The sequence below is a fragment of the Pseudonocardia sp. McavD-2-B genome (genome assembly GCF_024124365.1).
Classification (GTDB): domain Bacteria; phylum Actinomycetota; class Actinomycetes; order Mycobacteriales; family Pseudonocardiaceae; genus Pseudonocardia; species Pseudonocardia alni.
Map to the genome: position 1 here is coordinate 1 of NZ_JAMXSG010000089.1, position 18,970 is coordinate 18,970.

Genomic DNA, 18,970 nt, shown 5'->3' on the forward strand with positions numbered 1-18,970 from the left:
CGCCGCGGTCGGGTCCGGCGGCACCGGGGTCGGACTCGGCGGCACCGGACCCGGGTTCCGCGGCGCCGGGGTCGGAGGGCTCGGGACGGGGGTCCGGCAGCCCGTACCGCAGCGCCCGGGCCACGGCGTGCCCGCGCGGGCGGGTGTCCGGATCGTCGTCCTCGGTGGGGGCGGGGTCGTCCGCCGCACCGGACGGGGCCGGGTCCGCGGCGCCGTCGGCGTCACCCTCCCCCACCTCCACCCCGTCGTCCTCGAGCACCTGCTCCGGGAGTGTCTCGGCGTAGCCGGGGTCCTCGGGGCCGCCCTCGTCGACGGGTTCGGTCGTGTCCCCGGGAGCCGGGGCGGACTCGTCCCGGAGGGGCCGCCACCCCGCGGCGGCGATGGCCGAGCGGCGGGCGCGGCGTTCCTGGCGCTCCCCCACCACGTCGGGCTCGTCGGGGCGCCGTCCCAGGAACGTGTGCACGAGGTGCTGCTGGACCCCGCCGACGGTCTGGACGCGGACGTCGTCGAACCCGGCCCGTTCCATCCGGTGCACCATCTGCTCGGGCCCACCGGCCGTCGCGATCCGTCTGGCCCGGTAGCGGGCGAGGTCCGCGGCCCCCCAGCGCAGCGAGGCCATCGGGAGCATCCAGGTCCAGTTCGCCGTCGTCCAGCGCATCCGGCTCCGGCCGCCGACGGCGTAGTCGTGCACCGCCAGCGGGGCGCCGGGCGCGAGCAGGCTCAGCAGCCGGCGCAGGCCGTGCTCGGCGTCGGGCAGGTTGGACACCAGGAAGGACGCGAGGATCCCGTCGAACGGGCCCTCGATGCCGGCCTCGGCGAGGGTCTCCAGCCGGGAGTGCACGAACGTCACCCGGGGCGACCAGTTCTTCTTCCGGGCGACGGCGAGCATCTCCGCGGACGCGTCGACCGCGACCACCTCGGCACCTCCGACGCTGGTCAGCAGCGCCTCGGTGGACACCCCGGTGCCGCAGCCGACGTCGAGCAGACGCAGACCGTGGCCGTCGCCCAGGCCCATCCGCGACGCCGACACCCGCAGGTGGGTGCGGTAGCCGGGCAGGGTCGCGACGAAGGCGTCGAAGCCCGCGGCACCCCGCCCGTAGGCACGGTGCACCGTGGCCGGGCGGATCTGGTCGCTCTCCTGCCACGCCTCGCCGCTCACAGTGCCTGATCCTGCCCGCAGCAGCCCGTGTCCGGAACCCGACGCGCCCTCCCCGGTGGGGTGTGACACCCACCCGGGAGGGCGCGCTGGGCCGAACGTGGAGCTCCGGCCACCCGTGCGGCGCAGCGGATCCGGCCGGAGGCGGGGTGCCGCCTCAGCAGCAGCGGCCCTGCGGGTTGCTCTCCTGGTACGCGGTGCGGGCCCGCCAGTACTCCCGCTCGGTCATCGGCGGGTGGTCGTGCCCGCTGCGACGGTGGTGGTCGAGGTAGCGGTCGTACAGGTCCGCCCCGATCACCCCGCGCCACCAGTCGTGCAGCGCCCGCAGCCGGGCCAGCGTCGTGGCTGCCACGGTCGGTGCCGCCACGGTCAGTGCCCCGACCGCGCCGGGGTGCCGACCGTCTCGGTCCACTCCTTCTCCAGCTCCTTCTCCGCCGGGGTCGCGACCAGGCCGGCCGGGGCGTAGAGCCGCGAGGGCACCGGCTCCTCCTCGTGGTCCGGGCGGCCGCCCGTCGAGATCGACGTCCAGGCGGCCAGGACCGCGGCGACGATCACGACGAGCGCGAGCGTCACGAACAGGATCGACAGCGTGCCCTGGACGAAGGTGTTGCGGACGACGGCCGCCATCGCCTGCGGGGTGCCCGCGGTGCCGAAGCTCGTCTCCCCGGACGCGATGGCCTCCCGGAAGGCGAAGTGCTGCGCCCAGTACCCGATCTTCGGGTTCGAGGAGAAGATCTTGTACATCGACGCCGTGACCGTCACGACCGCCGCGAACGCCAGCGGCACGACGATGATCCACAGGTAGCGCACGTGCCCGCGCCGGGCCGCGATCGCCAGGCAGACCGCGAGCGCGATCGCCGCCAGCAACTGGTTCGCGATGCCGAACAGCGGGAACAGCGTGTTGATCCCGCCCAGCGGGTCGGTCACGCCCATCAGCAGGATCGCGCCCCAGGCACCGACCATCAGCCCGGTGCAGATCCAGGCGGCCGGCCGCCACGAGGTGTCCTTGAACCTCGGGGCCACGGTGCCGATCGCGTCCTGCAGCATGAAGCGCGCCACCCGGGTGCCGGCGTCGACGGCGGTGAGGATGAACAGCGCCTCGAACATGATCGCGAAGTGGTACCAGAAGCTCATCATCCCGGGCCCGCCGATGAACTGCTGCATGATGTTCGCCAGGCCGACCGCCAGCGTCGGCGCACCCCCGGTGCGGGAGACGATCGACTCCTCGCCGACCAGTGCCGCGGTCGTCGCCAGCTGGTCGGGGGTGACGTTGACGTTCATCAGGCCGAGCGAGTTCACGAACGCGGCCGCGCCCTCGACGGTGCCCTCGGTCAGCGACGCGGGCACGTTCATCGCGAAGTAGAGCCCGCGGTCGATCGACAGCGCCGCGACCAGCGCCATGATCGCCACGAAGGACTCCATGAGCATGCCGCCGTAGCCGATGAAGCGGGTCTGGCGCTCCTTCTCGACCAGCTTGGGCGTGGTGCCCGAGGAGATCAGGGCGTGGAAGCCGGACAGCGCGCCGCAGGCGATCGTCACGAACAGGAACGGGAACAGCGACCCGGCGACGACGGGGCCGTCGTCGCGGCCGGCGAACTCGCTGAACGCAGGTGCCGTGATCTCGGGGCGGACGACGATGATCGCCACCGCGAGCAGCACGATCGTGCCGATCTTCATGAACGTCGACAGGTAGTCGCGCGGGGCGAGCAGCAGCCAGACCGGGAGCACCGCGGCCACGAAGCCGTAGACGATCACGCCCCAGGCGATGGTGGTCCGGTCCAGGGTGAACAGCGCCTGGCCCCAGCCGGTCTCGGAGACCCAGCCGCCGGCGACGATCGCGCCGATCAGCAGCACGAAGCCGATCCAGGAGACCTCGGAGACCTTCCCGGGCCGCAGGTACCGCAGGTAGACGCCCATGAACAGGGCGATCGGGATGGTCAGCGCCACCGAGAAGACGCCCCACGGGCTCTCCCCGAGCGCGTTCACCACGACCAGCGTGAGCACCGCGATCAGGATGATCATGATGGCGAGGGTCGCGATGATCGCCGCGATCCCGCCGACCCGGCCGAGCTCCTCGCGGGCCATCTGGCCCAGCGAGCGCCCGCCGCGGCGCATCGAGAAGAACAGCACCAGATAGTCCTGGACCGCGCCGGCGACGATGACGCCGACGATGATCCAGATCGTGCCGGGCAGGTACCCCATCTGCGCGGCCAGGACCGGCCCGACCAGCGGACCGGCACCGGCGATCGCGGCGAAGTGGTGGCCGTAGAGGACCCGCCGGTCGGTCGGCAGGAAGTCCTGGCCGTTCTCCTTGTACTCGGCCGGGGTGGCGCGCCGGTCGTCCGGACGCAGCAGCTTGTTCTCGATGTAGCGGGAGTAGAACCGGTACGCGATCGCGTAGGTGCTCACCGCGGCGAACACGAACCAGATCGCGTTGACCGTCTCCCCGCGCACCAGCGCGAGCATCACCCACGCCAGCCCGCCCAGCAGGGCGATCCCCGCCCACACCGCGATCTTCCACGGTGTCCACGCCCGCTGTTCGGCGAGGAGCACCTCCTCGTCCACCGCCGCCGGCGGGAGCTCGCGCCCCGCCGGTCCGCCCGACACCTGTGTCATCGCGCCCCTCCGATATGTCCGACGCGCGAACTATAGGAGGCGGTGTGCCCGGTGGGAACCGATGTCCGCTTGCCGACGCACGACGGCCGCCGCCACCCGGTCGGGTGACGACGGCCACGGGGTCGTGCGGGCGGGGCGGGGGCCGGTCAGAAGCCCCCGCCGGGGCCGCCCATCGCCAGCTTGGCCAGCATCTCGCGGGCCCGCTCGGCGTTGCGCGGCTCGCACAGGACGTCGTAGCGGCCCGCCACCATCTGGCTGGCGGACTGGAAGTCCCGGCGGCCCTTGCTCGCGCTGTAGCTGACCGCGGCGAAGGCCATGAAGAACACCGCCCCGGACACCAGTCCGACGACGATGGGCAGGAAGTTGCCGTCCGGGGAGAACACGAACAGCAGGACACCGACGAACAGACCCAGCCAGGCACCCTGCGCCGCGCCGGAGGCGAGCACCCGGCCCCAGGTCAGGCGGGCGATGACCCGCTCGACGAGCATCAGGTCGACGCCGACGATCGTCACGTCGGCGACCGGGAAGTCGGAGTCGGCGAGGTGGTCGACGGCCCGCTGCGCCTCCTCGTAGGTGGCGTAGGAGCCCACCGGCCACCCGGTCGGCGGAGTGGGCAGCTGCGGCAGGCCCGGAGCCGGACGAGTCTGGCCGCCGAAGGGGTTGGTCATGGCGTGCTCCTCGTGGAAGATGTCCTGTCTCGTCGTCGGTGCAACGTTCGACCCGACCGCGACGTGCCCCGAACACTAGTCGCGGAGCCGCAGGTCACACCCCACCGACCGGACGACACGGCCCCGTGCCCCGGGACGGGGTACGGGGCCGTGGACGCGGGTGCGGTCAGCGCAGCTTGTAGTCGCGCAGCAGACCCCGGGAGATGATCGTCTTCTGGATCTCCGAGGTGCCCTCGCCGATGAGCAGGAACGGCGCCTCGCGCATGAGGCGCTCGATCTCGTACTCCTTGGAGTAGCCGTAGCCGCCGTGGATGCGGAACGCCTCCTCGGTGACCTCCTTGCAGTACTCCGACGCGAGCATCTTGGCCATGCCGGCCTCGACGTCGTTGCGCTCGCCGCGGTCCTTGAGGCGCGCGGCGTTGACCATCATCAGGTGCGCGGCCTCGACCTTGGTCGCCATCTCGGCGATCTTGAACGCGATCGCCTGGTGCTGGACGATCGGCTTGCCGAAGGTCGAGCGCTGCTGGGCGTACTCGACGCCCAGCTCGAACGCCCGGATCGCGATGCCGCAGGCACGGGCGGCGACGTTCACGCGGCCGACCTCGACGCCGTCCATCATGTGCGCGAAGCCCTTGCCACGCTCCCCGCCGAGGATCTGCTCGCCGGAGATCCGGTGGTCCTTGAACACCAGCTCGGTGGTGTCGACCCCCTTGTAGCCCATCTTGTCGATCTTGCCCGGGACGATCAGGCCGGGGGCGACCTCTCCGTAGCCGGTGGGCTTCTCCACCAGGAACGTGGTGAGGTTCTGGTGCGGACGCTCGGCGCCCTCGTCGGTCTTCACCAGCACCGCGGTCAGGTTCGACGTGCCGCCGTTGGTCAGCCACATCTTGGCGCCGTCGATGACGTAGTCGTCGCCGTCCTGCTTCGCGCGGGTCTTGATCGCCGCGACGTCCGAGCCGAGGTCGGGCTCGGACATCGAGAACGAGCCACGGGTCTCGCCCGTGGCCATCCTCGGCAGGTACTTCTCCTTCTGCGCCTGTGTGCCGTGCTGGCGGAGCATGTACGCCACGATGAAGTGGGTGTTGATGACGCCGGAGACGCTCATCCAGCCGCGGGCGATCTCCTCGACCACCAGGGCGTAGGTGAGCAGCGACTCGCCGAGGCCGCCGTACTCCTCCGGGATCATGAGGCCGAACAGCCCCATCTCCTTCATCCCGTCGACGATGTCCTGCGGGTAGGTGTCCGCGTGCTCCAGCGCCGTCGCGTGCGGGATGATCTCCTTGTCCACGAACGAGCGGACGGTGGACAGGATCTCGGTCTGGATGTCGGTCAGACCGGCGGTCTGGGCGAGCCGGGCCATGCTGGTTACTCCTCGGTGAGCGTCGTCGGTCGGCGGGCGGTCGGGGCCTCAGCGCTGAGGTTCGGTGCGCGAGCTGCGCTCACGCCTCCGGCGGGGTCCACTTGTCGGTGCGGGTCATGCCCGCCGCGCGGCCCTTGCCCGAGATCACCAGCGCCATCTTGCGGCTGGCCTCGTCGATCATCTCGTCGCCGATCATCGCCGCGCCGCGCTTGCCACCGGCCTCGGAGGTGAAGTACTCGTAGGCGTCGAGGATGTTCTCGGCGTGGTCGTAGTCGCTCTGCGCCGGGGAGAAGGTCTCGTTGGCGGCGTCGATCTGGCCGGGGTGCAGCACCCACTTGCCGTCGAAGCCCAGTGCCGCGGACCGGCCGGCGACCCGGCGGAACCCGTCGACGTCCTTGATCTGCAGGTACGGGCCGTCGATGGCCTGCTTGTCGTGCGCGCGGGCCGCCATCAGGATCGACATGAGGATGTGGTGGTAGGCGTCGCCCACGTCGTAGCCGGGGGGCTGCTCGCCGACGACCAGGGACTTCATGTTGATCGAGGCCATGAAGTCGGCCGGGCCGAAGATGATCGTCTCGACCCGCGGCGACGCAGTGGCGATGGCGTTGACGTTGGTCAGGCCCAGCGCGTTCTCGATCTGCGCCTCGATGCCGATCTTCCCGACCTCGAGACCGTTGGTCTTCTCGATCTGGGTCAGCAGCAGGTCGAGCGCGACGACCTGCTCGGGGGTCTGCACCTTCGGCAGCATGATCGCGTCGAGGTTGGCGCCGGCACCCTCGACGACCTCCACGACGTCACGGTAGGTCCACTCGGTGGTCCAGTCGTTGACCCGGACGACGCGGATCTTCTCGCCCCAGCCGCCCTCGTTGAGCGCCTCGACGATGGTCTTCCGGGCACCCGGCTTGGCCAGCGGGGCGCAGGCGTCCTCCAGGTCCAGGAAGACCTGGTCGGAGTTCAGCGTGCGAGCCTTGTCGATGAACTTCTGGCTCGATCCGGGCACGGCCAGGCAGGACCGGCGGGCGCGGAGGGTGGTGCTCACAGGCGGGCTCCTCGTCGAGATCGTCCTCGCCCGCGTCGCGGCGACGACGTCGTCACGACACGGGCGCTCGGGCTGGGGACTGATGCTGGCACGACGACGGCCGCGGCGCCCCGTCCAGGTGATTGGTTTCTCACCCGCCGGTGGTCAGGTGGGGTTACCCGTCGGTCACCCCTGTTCGGGAGGTGGGGTCAGGGAGCCCCTGGCCACCGCGACGACGGTCCCGCCGACCCAGCTCCCGACGGCCCGGCCGCCCTCGGTGCGCACGCCGGCGTACAACGTGGACGGACGGCCCATCTCCACTCCCTGGGTCACGACGAAGGAGTGCTCGCCGTCGTCGGTGACCAGGCCGCGGTCGGCGAGGAAGATCCCGAGCGCGACGGCGGCCGAGCCCGTCGCCGGGTCCTCGGGAACCCCGATCCCGATGCCGAACATGCGGGCGTGGACCCGCTCGGCGGTGGCGTCGACGGCGGCGACGAGCAGCCCGGTCGCGCCGCTGTCGGCGACCGCGGCGGCCAGCGCCGCGGGGTCGGGCACCGCGCGGGCGACCGCACCGGCGACGACGAGCAGGATGGCGAAGTCGGTCCCGGCACCGGCCACACCCGGCACGGCGGCGCCGTCGACGTCGTCGGGGCCGAGGCCGAGCGCGGCGGCGAGGCGGACGGCGTTCAGCTCGGTGCCGACCGACGGGGCGCCGCCCCACACCCGGGCGCCGGTGTCGTCGACCCGCACGGGCAGCAGCCCGGCCCCGCACTCCTGCACGCGGTCGCCCTCGCCGATGACGCCGTCGCGGGCCAGCACCCAGGCCGTGCCGACGCTGGGGTGCCCGGCGAAGGGCAGCTCGGCGAGCGGGGTGAAGATCCGCACCCGGTAGTCGGCGCCGCTCTCGCCGTCGCCGGTCGGGGCCAGCGGGAACGTCGTCTCCGACAGGTTGAACTCCCGCGCGATCGCCTGCATCCGGACCGTGGACAGCGCCTCGGCGCCGTGCACGACGGCCAGCGGGTTACCGGCGTACGGACGGTCGGTGAACACGTCGACGATGTCGTAGCGGAGGGGTTCGGGGCCCTGGCCGGGATCGTGCTGCGGCTCGTTCACGGCGGGCGAGCCTAGTCACACGTCCGGGGCGGTCGCGGTACCGCCGGGGGTTCTAGTCTCGGCGCCATGGCCTCGGTACGGGTGTTCGTCGCGCGGATGGCCGGCCTGGCCGTCTACGGCCCGGACGGTGAGCGGATCGGCAAGGTCCGCGACGTCGTGGTGTCGCTGCGCGTGGACAGTCATCCACCGCGGGTGCTGGGCCTGGTCGTGGACCTGTCCGCACGCCGCAGCATCTTCGTGCCGATGCTGCGGGTCGCCGACATCGCGCCGACCGCGGTGACGCTGGCCAGCGGCTCGGTGAACCTGCGCTCGTTCGACCAGCGCCCCAACGAGACCCTCGTGCTCGGGCAGCTGCTGAACTCCCCCGCGACGGTGCGCGAGGCCGGGACCGAGGGCTCGGTCGTCGACGTCGCGGTCGAGCCGAGCCGGACCCGGGACTGGGTGATCACCAAGGTGGCGCTGCGGTTCCGGCGGACGCGGCTGGCGCGCAGGCCGCGGGTCGAGGTGTACGGCTGGGAGGCCGTGTCCGGGCTCGACGTCGCCGCCGCGCAGGGCGCGGACCGGCTGCTCGCGGTGTTCGACTCGATGCGCCCGGCCGACGTCGCCGCGGCGCTGTCGCGGCTGCCTGACGACCGGCAGCGCCACGTCGTCGACGCCCTGGACGACGAGCGGCTCGCCGACGTGTTCGAGGAGCTGTCCGAGTCCGATCAGCGCGAGCTGCTCGGCTACCTCGACGACGACCGTGCCGCCGACGTGCTGGAGGCGATGAGCCCGGACGACGCGGCGGACCTGCTCGGCGAGCTCGACGACGACGAGGCGGGCCGGCTGCTGGAACTCATGGAGCCCGACGAGTCCGAGCCCGTGCGCCGCCTGCTGCGCTACGAGTGGGACACCGCGGGCGGCCTGATGACCCCGGAGCCGATCACGCTGGGGCCGGACGTGACCGTCGCCGAGGCACTCGCCCGGGTGCGCAACCCGGAGGTGCCCCCGGCGCTGGCGTCGATGGTGTTCGTCGTCCGCCCGCCGACCGCGACCCCGACCGGGCGCTACCTGGGCTGTGTGCACGCCCAGCAGCTGCTGCGGGCGGCACCGTTCGAGCTGGTCGCGGGCATGGTCGACGCCGACCTGCCGCAGCTGGGGCCCGAGGCCGGGCTCGGCGAGGTGACCCGCTACTTCGCCAGCTACAACCTGGTGGCGGGCCCGGTCGTCGACGCCGAGGACCACCTGCTGGGCGCGGTCACCGTCGACGACGTGCTGGACCACCTGCTGCCGCAGGGCTGGCGCGACCGCGACCTCGCCCCGGGCGAGGTGCACGGCGGCGCGGTGCGGGCCGCGAACGGCGCCGGCGACCGTACGCACGACGGGGAGGTGCACGGTGCCTGAATCCGGGATCGGACGGCGGCTGGACCAGCCGCGCGTCGGGCGTCGGCGGTTCGAGGTGGACCCGGACGGCTTCGCCCGCTTCTCCGAGCGGATCGCCCGGTTCCTCGGGACGGGCCGCTTCCTCGCGATCCAGTCGGTGATCGTCGTCGTGTGGATCGCGTTGAACCTGGTCGCCTGGTCGATCCAGTGGGACCCCTACCCGTTCATCCTGCTCAACCTGGCGTTCTCCACCCAGGCCGCGTACGCCGCACCGCTGATCCTGCTGGCTCAGAACCGGCAGGACGACCGGGACCGGATCGCGCTGGACGAGGACCGGCGGCGCGCCGAGCGGACGAAGGCCGACACCGAGTTCCTCGCCCGGGAGCTGGCGGCGCTGCGCCTGGCCGTCGGGGAGACCGCGAGCCGGGACTACCTGCGCGGCGAGCTGGAGAAGCTGGGTGACCGGCTCGACGACGCCGTGGCCCGCAGCCGCGGCGAGGAGCTCCCGGTCGAGCCGGGTGCCCGGAAGAAGATGCGTAAGAAGGAACGCTGATCGCTCAGGAGCGGTCGGGGACCAGGCGGCCCATGATGCGCTCGAGCGCCGCGAGGTCGTCGGCGCCGAGCCGCTCCACGAAGTGCGCGCGGACCCCGCGCAGATGGGTGACCGCGGCGGTGCGCAGGCGGTCGTAGCCGGTGTCGGTGAGCCGGGCGGTGACCCCGCGGCCGTCGTCGGCGACCTTGGCCCGGGCGACGAGCCCGACCCGTTCCAGCCGGTCGACGAGCCGGGTGACCCCGGAGCGGGAGAGCAGCACGGCGTCGGCCAGCTCGGTCATCCGCAGCCGGTGGTCGGGCGCCTCGGACAGCTGGACCAGCACGTCGTAGGCGGCCAGGGACAGCTGCTGCTCGCCCTCCAGCTCGGTCTCGAGCTGTTTGGTGATGCCCGCGTGCGCGCGCAGGAAGCTGCGCCACGACGCGAGCTCGGCCGGGGTCGGGACCACGCGGCGGCGCGCCGGGTGCTCGCGCGTCGGGGCGCCGCTCGTGTCGTCCATCGCAGGGATGCTAGAGACACCCGCACCACCTCGTCAGCGCGGACGTGCCGCGCGACACCGCCGGTGACCCGGAGACCCCGGAACCACCCACGTAGCATGGGGTGACGCGAGAGGAAAGAGGTCGTAGGAGCCCATGTCCGTCACCGGCAGCACCAGCACCGTCGTCGAGGCCGTGCGCGCAGCCCTCGGCACCGTCGAGGACCCGGAGATCCACAAGCCGATCACCGAGCTGGGGATGGTCAAGAGCGTCGACGTCTCCGCCGACGGCCTCGCCCACGTCGGGGTCTACCTGACCGTCGCGGGCTGCCCGATGCGCGAGACGATCACCTCTCGCGTCACCGAGGCGGTCTCGAAGGTCCCCGGCGTCGAGCGGGTCGAGGTCGAGCTCGACGTGATGAGCGACGAGCAGCGCACCGAGCTGCGCCGTTCGCTGCGCGGCGACGCCGACGAGCCCGTCATCCCCTTCGCCCAGCCCGGCTCGCTGACCCGCGTGTTCTGTGTGGCGTCCGGCAAGGGCGGCGTCGGCAAGTCCTCGGTCACCGTCAACCTGGCCGCGGCCATGGCCCGGCGCGGGATGAAGGTCGGCGTGGTCGACGCCGACATCTACGGCCACTCGGTCCCGCGCATGATCGGTGCCGCGGACCGGCCCACCAAGATCGAGAACATGATCATGCCGCCGCAGTCGCACGGCGTGAAGGTCATCTCGATCGGCATGTTCACCGACGGCAACACCCCGGTCGTCTGGCGTGGCCCGATGCTGCACCGCGCGCTGCAGCAGTTCCTCGCCGACGTGTTCTGGGGCGACCTGGACGTGCTGCTGCTCGACCTGCCCCCGGGTACCGGCGACGTCGCCATCTCCACCGCCCAGCTCGTGCCGAACGCCGAGCTGCTGGTCGTGACCACCCCGCAGCAGGCCGCCGCCGAGGTCGCCGAGCGGGCCGGGTCGATCTCCACCCAGACCCGTCAGCGCCTGGCCGGGGTCGTGGAGAACATGTCCTGGATGGAGATGCCCGACGGCTCGCGCAACGAGATCTTCGGCTCCGGTGGCGGGCAGATCGTCGCGGACTCGCTGAGCCGCACGGTCGGCACCACGGTGCCGCTGCTGGGCCAGATCCCGCTCGACGTCGCGCTGCGCGAGGGCGGCGACGCCGGCACCCCGATCGTGCTCGGCAAGCCCGAGTCGGCCGCGGCGCAGGCCCTCGACGCCATCGCGGAGAAGCTGACCGTGAAGGCCCGCGGTCTGGCCGGGATGAGCCTGAACATCTCTCCCGTCGGGCGCTGACCCGCACCTCCGACGACGAGGCCCCGCACACCTGCCGGTGTGCGGGGCCTCGTCCGTTCCCCCGGGGGCGGGTCTCAGGACAGCGCGTCGTTCAGCGCCTTGGTCCAGAGCGCCAGGCCCTCGTCGACCTGCTCGGCGGTCACGACGAGCGCCGGGATCATCCGGACGACGTTGCCGTAGACACCGCAGGTCAGCAGGAGCAGGCCCTGCGCGGCGGCCGCGGCGTGCACCTTGGCTGCGGTGGCGCCGTCGGGCTTGCCGTCGGCGTCGACGAACTCGATGCCGACCATCAGCCCCCGTCCGCGGACGTCGCCGATGGCGGCGATGCCCTGCGCGGCGTCCCGGACGCCGGCCAGGAGCTTCTCCCCCTGCACGCGGGCGTTCTCGACGAGGCCCTCGCCCTGTACGACCTCGAGCGTGGCGAGCGCGGCGGCACAGGCGACGGCGTTGCCGCCGTAGGTGCCGCCCTGCGAGCCGGGCCACGCCTTCTCCATGAGGGCCTTCGGCGCGGCGATGGCCGAGAGCGGGAAGCCGGACGCGAGCCCCTTGGCGGTGACGATGATGTCCGGGGTGAGGCCCTCGGCGTGCTGGTGGCCCCAGAACTTCCCGGTGCGGCCGTAGCCGGTCTGGACCTCGTCGGCGATCAGCAGGATGCCGTGCCGGTCGGCGCGCTCGCGCAGGCCGTGCAGGAACGCCGGCGGGGTCGGGACGTAGCCGCCCTCGCCCAGCACCGGCTCGACGATGAACGCGGCGACGTCGGACGCCGGCGCGGTGCTCGCCAGCTGCCGGTCGAGCTCGGACAGGGCGAACGCGACGGCCTGCTCCTCGGACCAGCCGTAGCGGTAGGCGTAGGGGAAGGGCGCGAACGCGACCCCGCCCATCATCGGGGCGATCCCGGCCCGGATCTTCGCCCCGGAGGTGGTGAGCGCCGCGGCACCCATGGTGCGGCCGTGGAAGCCGCCGTCGAACGCGACGATCAGCTGCCGGCCGGTGGCCTGGCGGGCCAGCCGCACCGACGCCTCGACGGCCTCGGAGCCGGAGTTGGTGAAGAACACCGAGTCGATGCCCTCGGGCAGCACGTCGCCCATCCGCTCGACCAGCGTCAGCAACGGCTGGTGCATCACGGTCGTGTACTGGCCGTGGATCAGCGTGGCCACCTGCTCCTGCGCGGCCGCGACGACCGCCGGGTGGCAGTGCCCGGTGGAGGTGACACCGATGCCGGCGGTGAAGTCGAGGTGGCGGCGCCCATCGGTGTCGTACAGGTAGACGCCCTCACCGCGGGCGGCCTGGACCGGGGTGGCCTGCTTGAGCAGCGGGGACAGCTGTGCCATGGGTTCGCAGCTCCTGATGCGTCGAGGGTGGTGCGTCTCGGGTTGTCGAGTTGTCGACAATCCCAGGGAAGCACGGCCGGGTGGGTCCGGGCAAGGGTCGGTCGGGCCCGCCTTTGCTCTGCTCACCGATACGCAGCACGCGCCCGGAGTGCCCTGGCGCAGCGGCCCCGGACGGGCCCGCGATGCCGGGCGGACAGCCCTCGGCGGTGTCGAGATGCAGCTCAGCGGGAGTTGTCGATCTCCACCGCCCGCTGGGCTGCATCTCGGCGCACGCGCGACGCGGGTGGCCGGCCCGCCGTGCGGCCGCGCGGCGCCGCTGCGGGGCCGGTGCTGCGTATCGGTGAGCAGAGCAAAGGGACGAGCGAAGAGCCCCCCCATCCCGGACGTGGCGACGAGGAAGGTCGTGGTCAGGTCAGTAGCGCGGCGATCACCAGCAGCACCGGGACGGCGACGACGGTCGAGGCCAGTGCCACGTCGCGGGCCAGCGGGACGGCGCGGTCGTAGCGCACGGCGTAACCGAACACGTTCTGCGCGGTGGGCAGGGCGGCCAGTACCACCGCGGCGAGCAGCGCCGGGCCGGTCAGGCCGAGCACGCCCGCAGCGAAGGCCCAGGCGATCAGCGGGTGCAGCACGTTCTTGATCAGGACGGCGGTCCACACCGAGCCCGCGGTCTCCCCCGCCCCGGGGCGGCGGGCGCCGTGCAGGGAGATGCCGAACGCGAGCAGCATGGCGGGCACCGCGAGGTCGGCGAGCAGCTCGACCGGGGCGGTCACCGGCTCCGGCAGCACGACACCCGTCGCGGAGACGGTCAGCCCGGCGGCGGTGGCGATCGCGATCGGGTTGCGCAGCGGGGCGAGGGCGACCCGGACCCACCCGGGGCGTTCGCCGCGGCCGTCGCCGGGCAGGACGTCCATCAGGGTCGTGAACAGCGGGGTCAGGATCGCGAGCTGGAACAGCAGCACCGGGGCGACGGCGGCGGAGTCGCCGAGCACGTAGGCCGCGATCGGGATGCCGAGATTGCCCGCGTTGACGTAGCCGGACGCCATCGACCCGACGACGACCTCGCCTGCCGGGCGGCGGCGCAGCAGCGCGACCGGCACGAACAGCAGGCAGGCCAGGGTGCTGGTCAGCGCGGTGACGACCAGCCCCGAGGACAGGACGGCGCCGACGTCCGAACGGCTGAGCGTGGTGAACAGCAGCGCGGGTGTCGCGACGAAGAAGGCGGTGCGGGCGAGGACCTTCGAGCCCTGGTCTCCGAGCAGGCCTCCGCGGCCGAGGACGTACCCGACGACCACGACGACGCCGATGACCAGGAAACCTTCGAGGACGCCCACCACGTGCCGACATGTTACGTATGCGAACTAGTCCCGGGGTGTCCGGCGGTTCGGTTCACAGGCGTTCAGGCCGCCCCGGGCATCGCGGCGAGGATGCGGGTGACGGCGTCGTCCATGTGGGCGGCCAGCCGGTCCAGCAGCAGCTCGGTGCGGCCGTCGCGCAGGGCGTCGCGCAGCCGTTCGTGCTCGGCGAGCAGCGCCCGGGCGGGCGGGGCGGTCTGCTGGAACGCGGCGAGACACATCCGGGTCTCGACGAGCAGACCCTCGGTCATCCGGCGCAGCCGCGGGCTCCCCGACGCGGCGACGAGCGCGGCGTGGAAGTCGTGGTCGGCGTCGGCGAGGGCCACGGCGTCGCCCGCCTCGGCCGCGGCGGCCATCACCCCGAGCGGGATCTCCAGCGCGACGACGGCCGCCGCGCGGTCACCCTCCAGCACCTTGAGCGCCGCGGCCCGCTCCACGGCGGTGCGGGCCAGGTAGACGTCACGGACGTCGTCGGGACCGAGCTCGCGCACGAACAGGCCGCGGTGGCGTTCGCTGCGCAGCAACCCCTCGGCGACGAGGCGCTGCATCGCCTCGCGCAGCGGGCCGCGGCTCACCCCCAGCCGGTTCGCGAGGTCCACCTCGCCGAGCTGGGTGCCCGGCGCGAACGTGCCGCGCATGATCGCCGCACGGATCCGGTCGGCGACGATCTCCGCGGTGGAGCGCCGGCTCACCGGCTCGAGCTCCGAGACGTCCAGGACCACGAGTCACCCTCTCCGGAACAGTGTCCCCAGGCCGGGACGGTCGACGTCGGCCCCGGCCACACGCAGGCCCTGCCAGATGCTCACCTGGTTCGCTGTCAGCACCGGCCTGCCCACGCGTGCGTCCAGCGCGTCGAGCACGTCCACGGTGTGCAGCGCGGTGTCGGGCAGCAGCACCGCGTCGGCGCCGGGCGCGTCCGAGGCCACCGCGGCGGCGAACTCCAGCACGGTCTCCGGTGGCAACGTCCCGACCTCGGCGGCGGTGATGATGTCGCGGGCGGACAGCGTGTGCACGGAGATGTCGTGGTGGGTCAGGAAGTGCACGAAGGCGCCGGCGACGTCCGGCGGATAGGTCGCCCCGACCGCCACCGAGCGGATCCCGAGCCGCCGGCAGGCGTCGACGAAGGCGAACGACGTGCTCGACGTCGGCACCCCCGACACCCGTTCCAGCGCCGCGACCTGCCGGGCGGCGCCCTCGGGACCGAAGATGAACGACCCCGAGGTGCAGGCCCAGACGATCGCGTCCAGCGGGCCCGCCTCCGCGGCGACCCGGCGCGCGCCGTCGGCGAGGACCTCGTCGCCGCCGATGGCGAGCAGCGCGTCCTCGCGGTGGGCGTCCTCGGGCATCTCGGTGTGGACGAGGGCGAGCCGACTGCCGTCGGTCAGCAGCTTCTCGGCGCGCGGGTAGTCGTCCTCGGCGGAGAAGCCCGGGTAGAGGAATCCGACCGTGCTCATGTTGTCGACAATCCTACAGAGACCGGGGTCATCGCAAGGGTCACGACGCCCGCGAGTAGACGAGCCGCTCCCCCACGCTGCCCGCGCGCCACACGTCGTGGCAGGCGGTCGCCATCTCCTCGAGCCCGTCGACGATGGTGGCGAACACGTTGCCGGGCACCCAGCCGACATCCCCGTTGAGCAGCAGGTTGTTGCGCCCGTAGAAGATCGCGAGGTCGATCCCGCCCTCGGCGGCGTCGATGCCCTGGTCGTCCTTGAACGCGCTGTCGAGCATCCCGCCGTGGAAGTCGAAGTAGCAGACGTCGCCCGGGATGGGCGTGACCGTCGGGTTCTCCTGCCCGATCCGCGGGCCGAACCGCGGGACGATCGTGTAGACCTCGTTGCGGGCGTACTTGGCGTGCTGCGCGTCGCCACCCTGCGGGCCGTCGGCCAGCGCCTCCCAGACCGCCGCGGCGGTGCGCGGCGCCTCGGCCTCCAGCAGCCTCGCGGTGCACGCGACGCCACGCTTCGCGAGCTCGATCCTGATCAGCTTCGTCATCCGATCCCCCTGTCCGATACGCGGATTGTTGACAATCGTAGGTGCGCTTCCTAGCGTGTCAACGCCGCCCGACCTCCCTACCGACAGGATCTCCCGTTGCCGGTTTCCGCTGGTCAGGACCCCATCACCGTCGCCGTGCTGCACGGCGGGGAGACCCCGCCCGGGCTCGAGCGGCACGCCGGTGACGCACGTCTCCGCTTCGCCGCCGACGCCGGCGAGCTCGCCGCCGCGTTGCCCGGCTGCGACGTGCTGCTCACCTGGGACTTCACCTCCGACGCCGTCAAGGACGTCTGGGAGGCCACCGACACCGACGCGCTGCGCTGGGTGCACACCGCCAGCGCCGGCGTCGACCGGGTCGCGTTCCCCGCCCTGCTCGCCTCGGGTGCGACGCTGACGAACTCGCGCGGGGTGTTCGACCGCCCGATCGCCGAGTTCGTGCTCGGCGCGGTGATCGCGTTCGCCAAGGACACCGCCCGCTCGCTCACGCTGCAGCGGGAGCGGACCTGGCGCCACCGCGAGACCGAGACCGTCGCCGGGAAGGTCGCGACGGTCGTCGGGAGCGGGCCGATCGGACGCGCCGTCGCCGACCTGCTGGGCGCGGTCGGGATGCGGGTGCGACTGGTCGGCCGGCGCGCCGCGGACGGCGTGCACGCCTTCGACGAGCTGCCCGGCCTGCTGCCCGACACCGACCACCTGGTGCTCGCCGCCCCGCTGACCGACGCGACCCGCGGGATGCTGCACGCCGGGACGATCGCCCTGCTGCCCGAGCGGGCGCGGGTCGTCAACGTCGGCCGGGGCGCGCTCGTCGTGCAGGACGATCTGACCGACGCGCTCGCGACCGGGCGGCTCGCCGGCGCCGCCCTGGACGTGTTCGAGACCGAGCCGCTGCCCGCGACCTCGCCGCTGTGGGCGATGGAGCACGTGCTCCTCTCCCCGCACATGTCCGGTGACGTCGTCGGATGGAAGGACATGCTCGTCGAGCTGTTCGCCGACAACCTCGCGCGCTTCCGGGACGGCCGGGAGCTGCGCAACGTGGTGGACCCCGAACGCGGGTACGTGAGCTCATCCGCAGGAAAGGTGTGACTGCTGTGACGACTGCAGACCTCAGCGCGAACGAGCTGCTGGCGGGCTACCGCAGCGGCGAGATCTCGCCGGTGCAGGCCACCCGCGACGCGCTGGACCGGATCGAGGCGCACGACGGCGCGGTGAACGCATTCTGCCTGGTCGACGCCGACTCGGCGCTGTCGCAGGCGAAGGACTCCGAGGCGCGCTGGCAGGCCGGGGAGCCGGTCGGGCCGCTGGACGGCGTCCCCACCTCGATCAAGGACATGCTCCTGACGATCGGCTGGCCGACCCGCCGCGGCTCGACGACGACGTCCCCGGACGGCCCGTTCGAGGTCGATGGTCCGCCGGTCGCCCGGGTCCGCGCCGCCGGGGCGGTGCTGATCGGGAAGAACACCACCCCCGAGCTGGCCTGGAAGGGCGTGACCGACTCGCCCCTGACGGGGGTCACCACCAACCCGTGGGACCCGACGAGGACGGCCGGCGGCTCGTCCGGCGGATCCGCATCCGCGGTGGGGCTGGGCATGGGCCCCCTGTCGCTGGGCACCGACGCAGGCGGCTCGGTCCGCATCCCGGCCGCGTTCACCGGCACCGTCGCGCACAAGCCGACCTACGGCCGGATCGCCCACTACCCCGGTTCGGCGTTCGGGACGCTCGCCCACGTCGGCCCGATGACCCGCACCGTCGCCGACGCCGCGCTGCTGCACGACGTCGTCGCGCAGCCCGACACCCGCGACCCGTGGGTGTTCGACGTGCCCCGCGAGTCCGCCGTCGAGCGGCTCGCCGGGGGCGCGCAGGGCCTGCGCATCGCGTTCTCCCCCACCCTGGGGTTCGTCGACGTCGACCCGGAGGTGGCGGCGCTGGTCGCCGAGGCGGTCGCGGTGTTCGCCCGTGAGCTCGGCGCGACCGTCGAGAATGCCGACCCCGGTTTCACCGACCCGATCGAGCCGTTCCACACGCTCTGGTTCGCCGCGGCCGCGAAGTCCCTGGAGCCGGTCGGCGCCGAGGCCAAGAAGGCCATGGATCCGGCGCTGGTGGAGATCGCCGAGCAGGGCGCCGGGGTCTCGGCGCTGGACTACCTGGGCGCGATGGCCGTGCGCAACGAGCTGGGGACGCTGATGGGCGCCTTCCACTCCGAGTACGACCTGCTGCTCACCCCGACACTGCCGATCACCGCGTTCGAGGGCGGCCGGGAGGTCCCCGAGGGCTGGCACGACCCACGCTGGACGTCGTGGACGCCGTTCACGTACCCGTTCAACATGACCCAGCAGCCCGCGACGTCGGTGCCGTGCGGCTTCACCTCCGCCGGCCTGCCGGTGGGGCTGCAGGTCGTCGGGCCGCGGCACGCCGACGCCACGGTGCTGGCCGCCGCGCACGCCTACCAGCAGGCGACGACGCACCACCTGCGCAGGCCCCCGCTGCTGGGCTGACCCCGTCCCGCACGACGCCGGCGCCGCACCCCGGGATCGGGTACGGCGCCGGCGCCGGCGGAACGGGTGGGCTCAGGTGGCGTCCCAGTCGACCGGGGGCTTCTCGCCCGAGGTGAGCGGGGGCTGCGGCTCCCGGACGGGCGGCGGGGTGCTCGCGGCGGCCGCGCCCCCGGCCG

Annotated in this window: 18 protein-coding genes; 5 read left to right on the plus strand and 13 right to left on the minus strand. The window is 72.9% G+C overall.

Translation table 11 applies throughout. The annotated features are described in order from the left end of the window. From NH602_RS13975 to NH602_RS14005, 7 genes are all read right to left on the minus strand, one after another. On the minus strand, positions 1-1,159 hold a 1,159-nt coding region (locus NH602_RS13975; protein WP_253068043.1), incomplete at its 3' end, for a methyltransferase domain-containing protein. A gap of 154 nt (positions 1,160-1,313) precedes the next feature. Then, positions 1,314-1,508, minus strand: coding sequence for a YbdD/YjiX family protein (locus tag NH602_RS13980; protein ID WP_179762916.1), 195 nt, complete (start codon positions 1,506-1,508; stop codon positions 1,314-1,316). Positions 1,509-1,525: 17 nt separating this feature from the next. Beyond that, on the minus strand, positions 1,526-3,772 hold the full coding sequence (locus NH602_RS13985; protein WP_253068044.1) for a carbon starvation CstA family protein: 2,247 nt from the start codon (positions 3,770-3,772) through the stop codon (positions 1,526-1,528). 146 nt (positions 3,773-3,918) lie between these two features. Beyond that, the gene (locus NH602_RS13990) at positions 3,919-4,440 is read right to left on the minus strand and encodes a general stress protein (RefSeq protein ID WP_062400497.1); all 522 of its coding nucleotides are present in this window, start codon (positions 4,438-4,440) and stop codon (positions 3,919-3,921) included. 166 nt (positions 4,441-4,606) lie between these two features. Then, positions 4,607-5,800 carry an acyl-CoA dehydrogenase family protein gene (locus NH602_RS13995; RefSeq protein WP_062400495.1) on the minus strand — a complete coding sequence of 398 codons (1,194 nt, stop codon included), beginning with the start codon at positions 5,798-5,800 and terminating at the stop codon, positions 4,607-4,609. Between the two features lie 79 nt (positions 5,801-5,879). Beyond that, entirely contained in the window at positions 5,880-6,839 is a 960-nt protein-coding gene (locus NH602_RS14000) for a CoA ester lyase (RefSeq protein WP_179760990.1), read from the minus strand. Positions 6,840-7,004: 165 nt separating this feature from the next. Beyond that, on the minus strand, positions 7,005-7,931 hold the full coding sequence (locus NH602_RS14005) for a PhzF family phenazine biosynthesis protein (protein WP_253068045.1): 927 nt from the start codon (positions 7,929-7,931) through the stop codon (positions 7,005-7,007). Positions 7,932-7,997: 66 nt separating this feature from the next. Here NH602_RS14005 and NH602_RS14010 point away from each other — a divergent pair, with 66 nt between their 5' ends. Together NH602_RS14010 and NH602_RS14015 are read left to right on the plus strand one after the other, a co-directional pair. Then, positions 7,998-9,314, plus strand: coding sequence for a magnesium transporter MgtE N-terminal domain-containing protein (locus tag NH602_RS14010; RefSeq protein ID WP_253068046.1), 1,317 nt, complete (start codon positions 7,998-8,000; stop codon positions 9,312-9,314). Then, complete coding sequence (locus NH602_RS14015; protein WP_073577755.1) at positions 9,307-9,846, plus strand: DUF1003 domain-containing protein; 540 nt, start codon at positions 9,307-9,309, stop codon at positions 9,844-9,846. Before NH602_RS14010 ends, NH602_RS14015 begins: the two co-directional genes overlap by 8 nt. A gap of 4 nt (positions 9,847-9,850) precedes the next feature. Here NH602_RS14015 and NH602_RS14020 read toward each other — a convergent pair whose 3' ends face one another. Continuing rightward, entirely contained in the window at positions 9,851-10,342 is a 492-nt protein-coding gene (locus NH602_RS14020) for a MarR family winged helix-turn-helix transcriptional regulator (protein WP_100879710.1), read from the minus strand. A gap of 133 nt (positions 10,343-10,475) precedes the next feature. Here NH602_RS14020 and NH602_RS14025 point away from each other — a divergent pair, with 133 nt between their 5' ends. Beyond that, positions 10,476-11,624: an Mrp/NBP35 family ATP-binding protein gene (locus NH602_RS14025; RefSeq protein ID WP_062400483.1), complete on the plus strand. Its 1,149-nt coding sequence runs from the start codon at positions 10,476-10,478 to the stop codon at positions 11,622-11,624. Positions 11,625-11,698: 74 nt separating this feature from the next. Here NH602_RS14025 and NH602_RS14030 read toward each other — a convergent pair whose 3' ends face one another. The 5 genes from NH602_RS14030 to NH602_RS14050 form a co-directional block, all read right to left on the minus strand. Beyond that, entirely contained in the window at positions 11,699-12,955 is a 1,257-nt protein-coding gene (locus NH602_RS14030; protein ID WP_253068047.1) for an aspartate aminotransferase family protein, read from the minus strand. A gap of 407 nt (positions 12,956-13,362) precedes the next feature. Then, on the minus strand, positions 13,363-14,292 hold the full coding sequence (locus NH602_RS14035) for an AEC family transporter (protein WP_179760993.1): 930 nt from the start codon (positions 14,290-14,292) through the stop codon (positions 13,363-13,365). A 62-nt stretch (positions 14,293-14,354) separates the two neighbouring features. Continuing rightward, positions 14,355-15,026 (minus strand): GntR family transcriptional regulator, encoded by a 672-nt coding sequence (locus NH602_RS14040; protein WP_202416334.1) that lies wholly within the window; start codon positions 15,024-15,026, stop codon positions 14,355-14,357. 9 nt (positions 15,027-15,035) lie between these two features. After that, positions 15,036-15,764, minus strand: coding sequence for a maleate cis-trans isomerase (locus tag NH602_RS14045; RefSeq protein ID WP_073577751.1), 729 nt, complete (start codon positions 15,762-15,764; stop codon positions 15,036-15,038). A 40-nt stretch (positions 15,765-15,804) separates the two neighbouring features. Continuing rightward, positions 15,805-16,302, minus strand: coding sequence for a DUF3830 family protein (locus NH602_RS14050; RefSeq protein ID WP_100879706.1), 498 nt, complete (start codon positions 16,300-16,302; stop codon positions 15,805-15,807). Positions 16,303-16,398: 96 nt separating this feature from the next. On the opposite strand from NH602_RS14050, the gene NH602_RS14055 reads away from it, so the two are divergent. Together NH602_RS14055 and NH602_RS14060 are read left to right on the plus strand one after the other, a co-directional pair. Continuing rightward, positions 16,399-17,385, plus strand: coding sequence for a D-2-hydroxyacid dehydrogenase (locus tag NH602_RS14055; RefSeq protein WP_253068049.1), 987 nt, complete (start codon positions 16,399-16,401; stop codon positions 17,383-17,385). A 5-nt stretch (positions 17,386-17,390) separates the two neighbouring features. Beyond that, positions 17,391-18,794, plus strand: a complete 1,404-nt coding sequence (locus NH602_RS14060) for an amidase (RefSeq protein WP_253068050.1) — start codon at positions 17,391-17,393, stop codon at positions 18,792-18,794. The last annotated feature ends 176 nt before the right edge of the window (positions 18,795-18,970 follow it).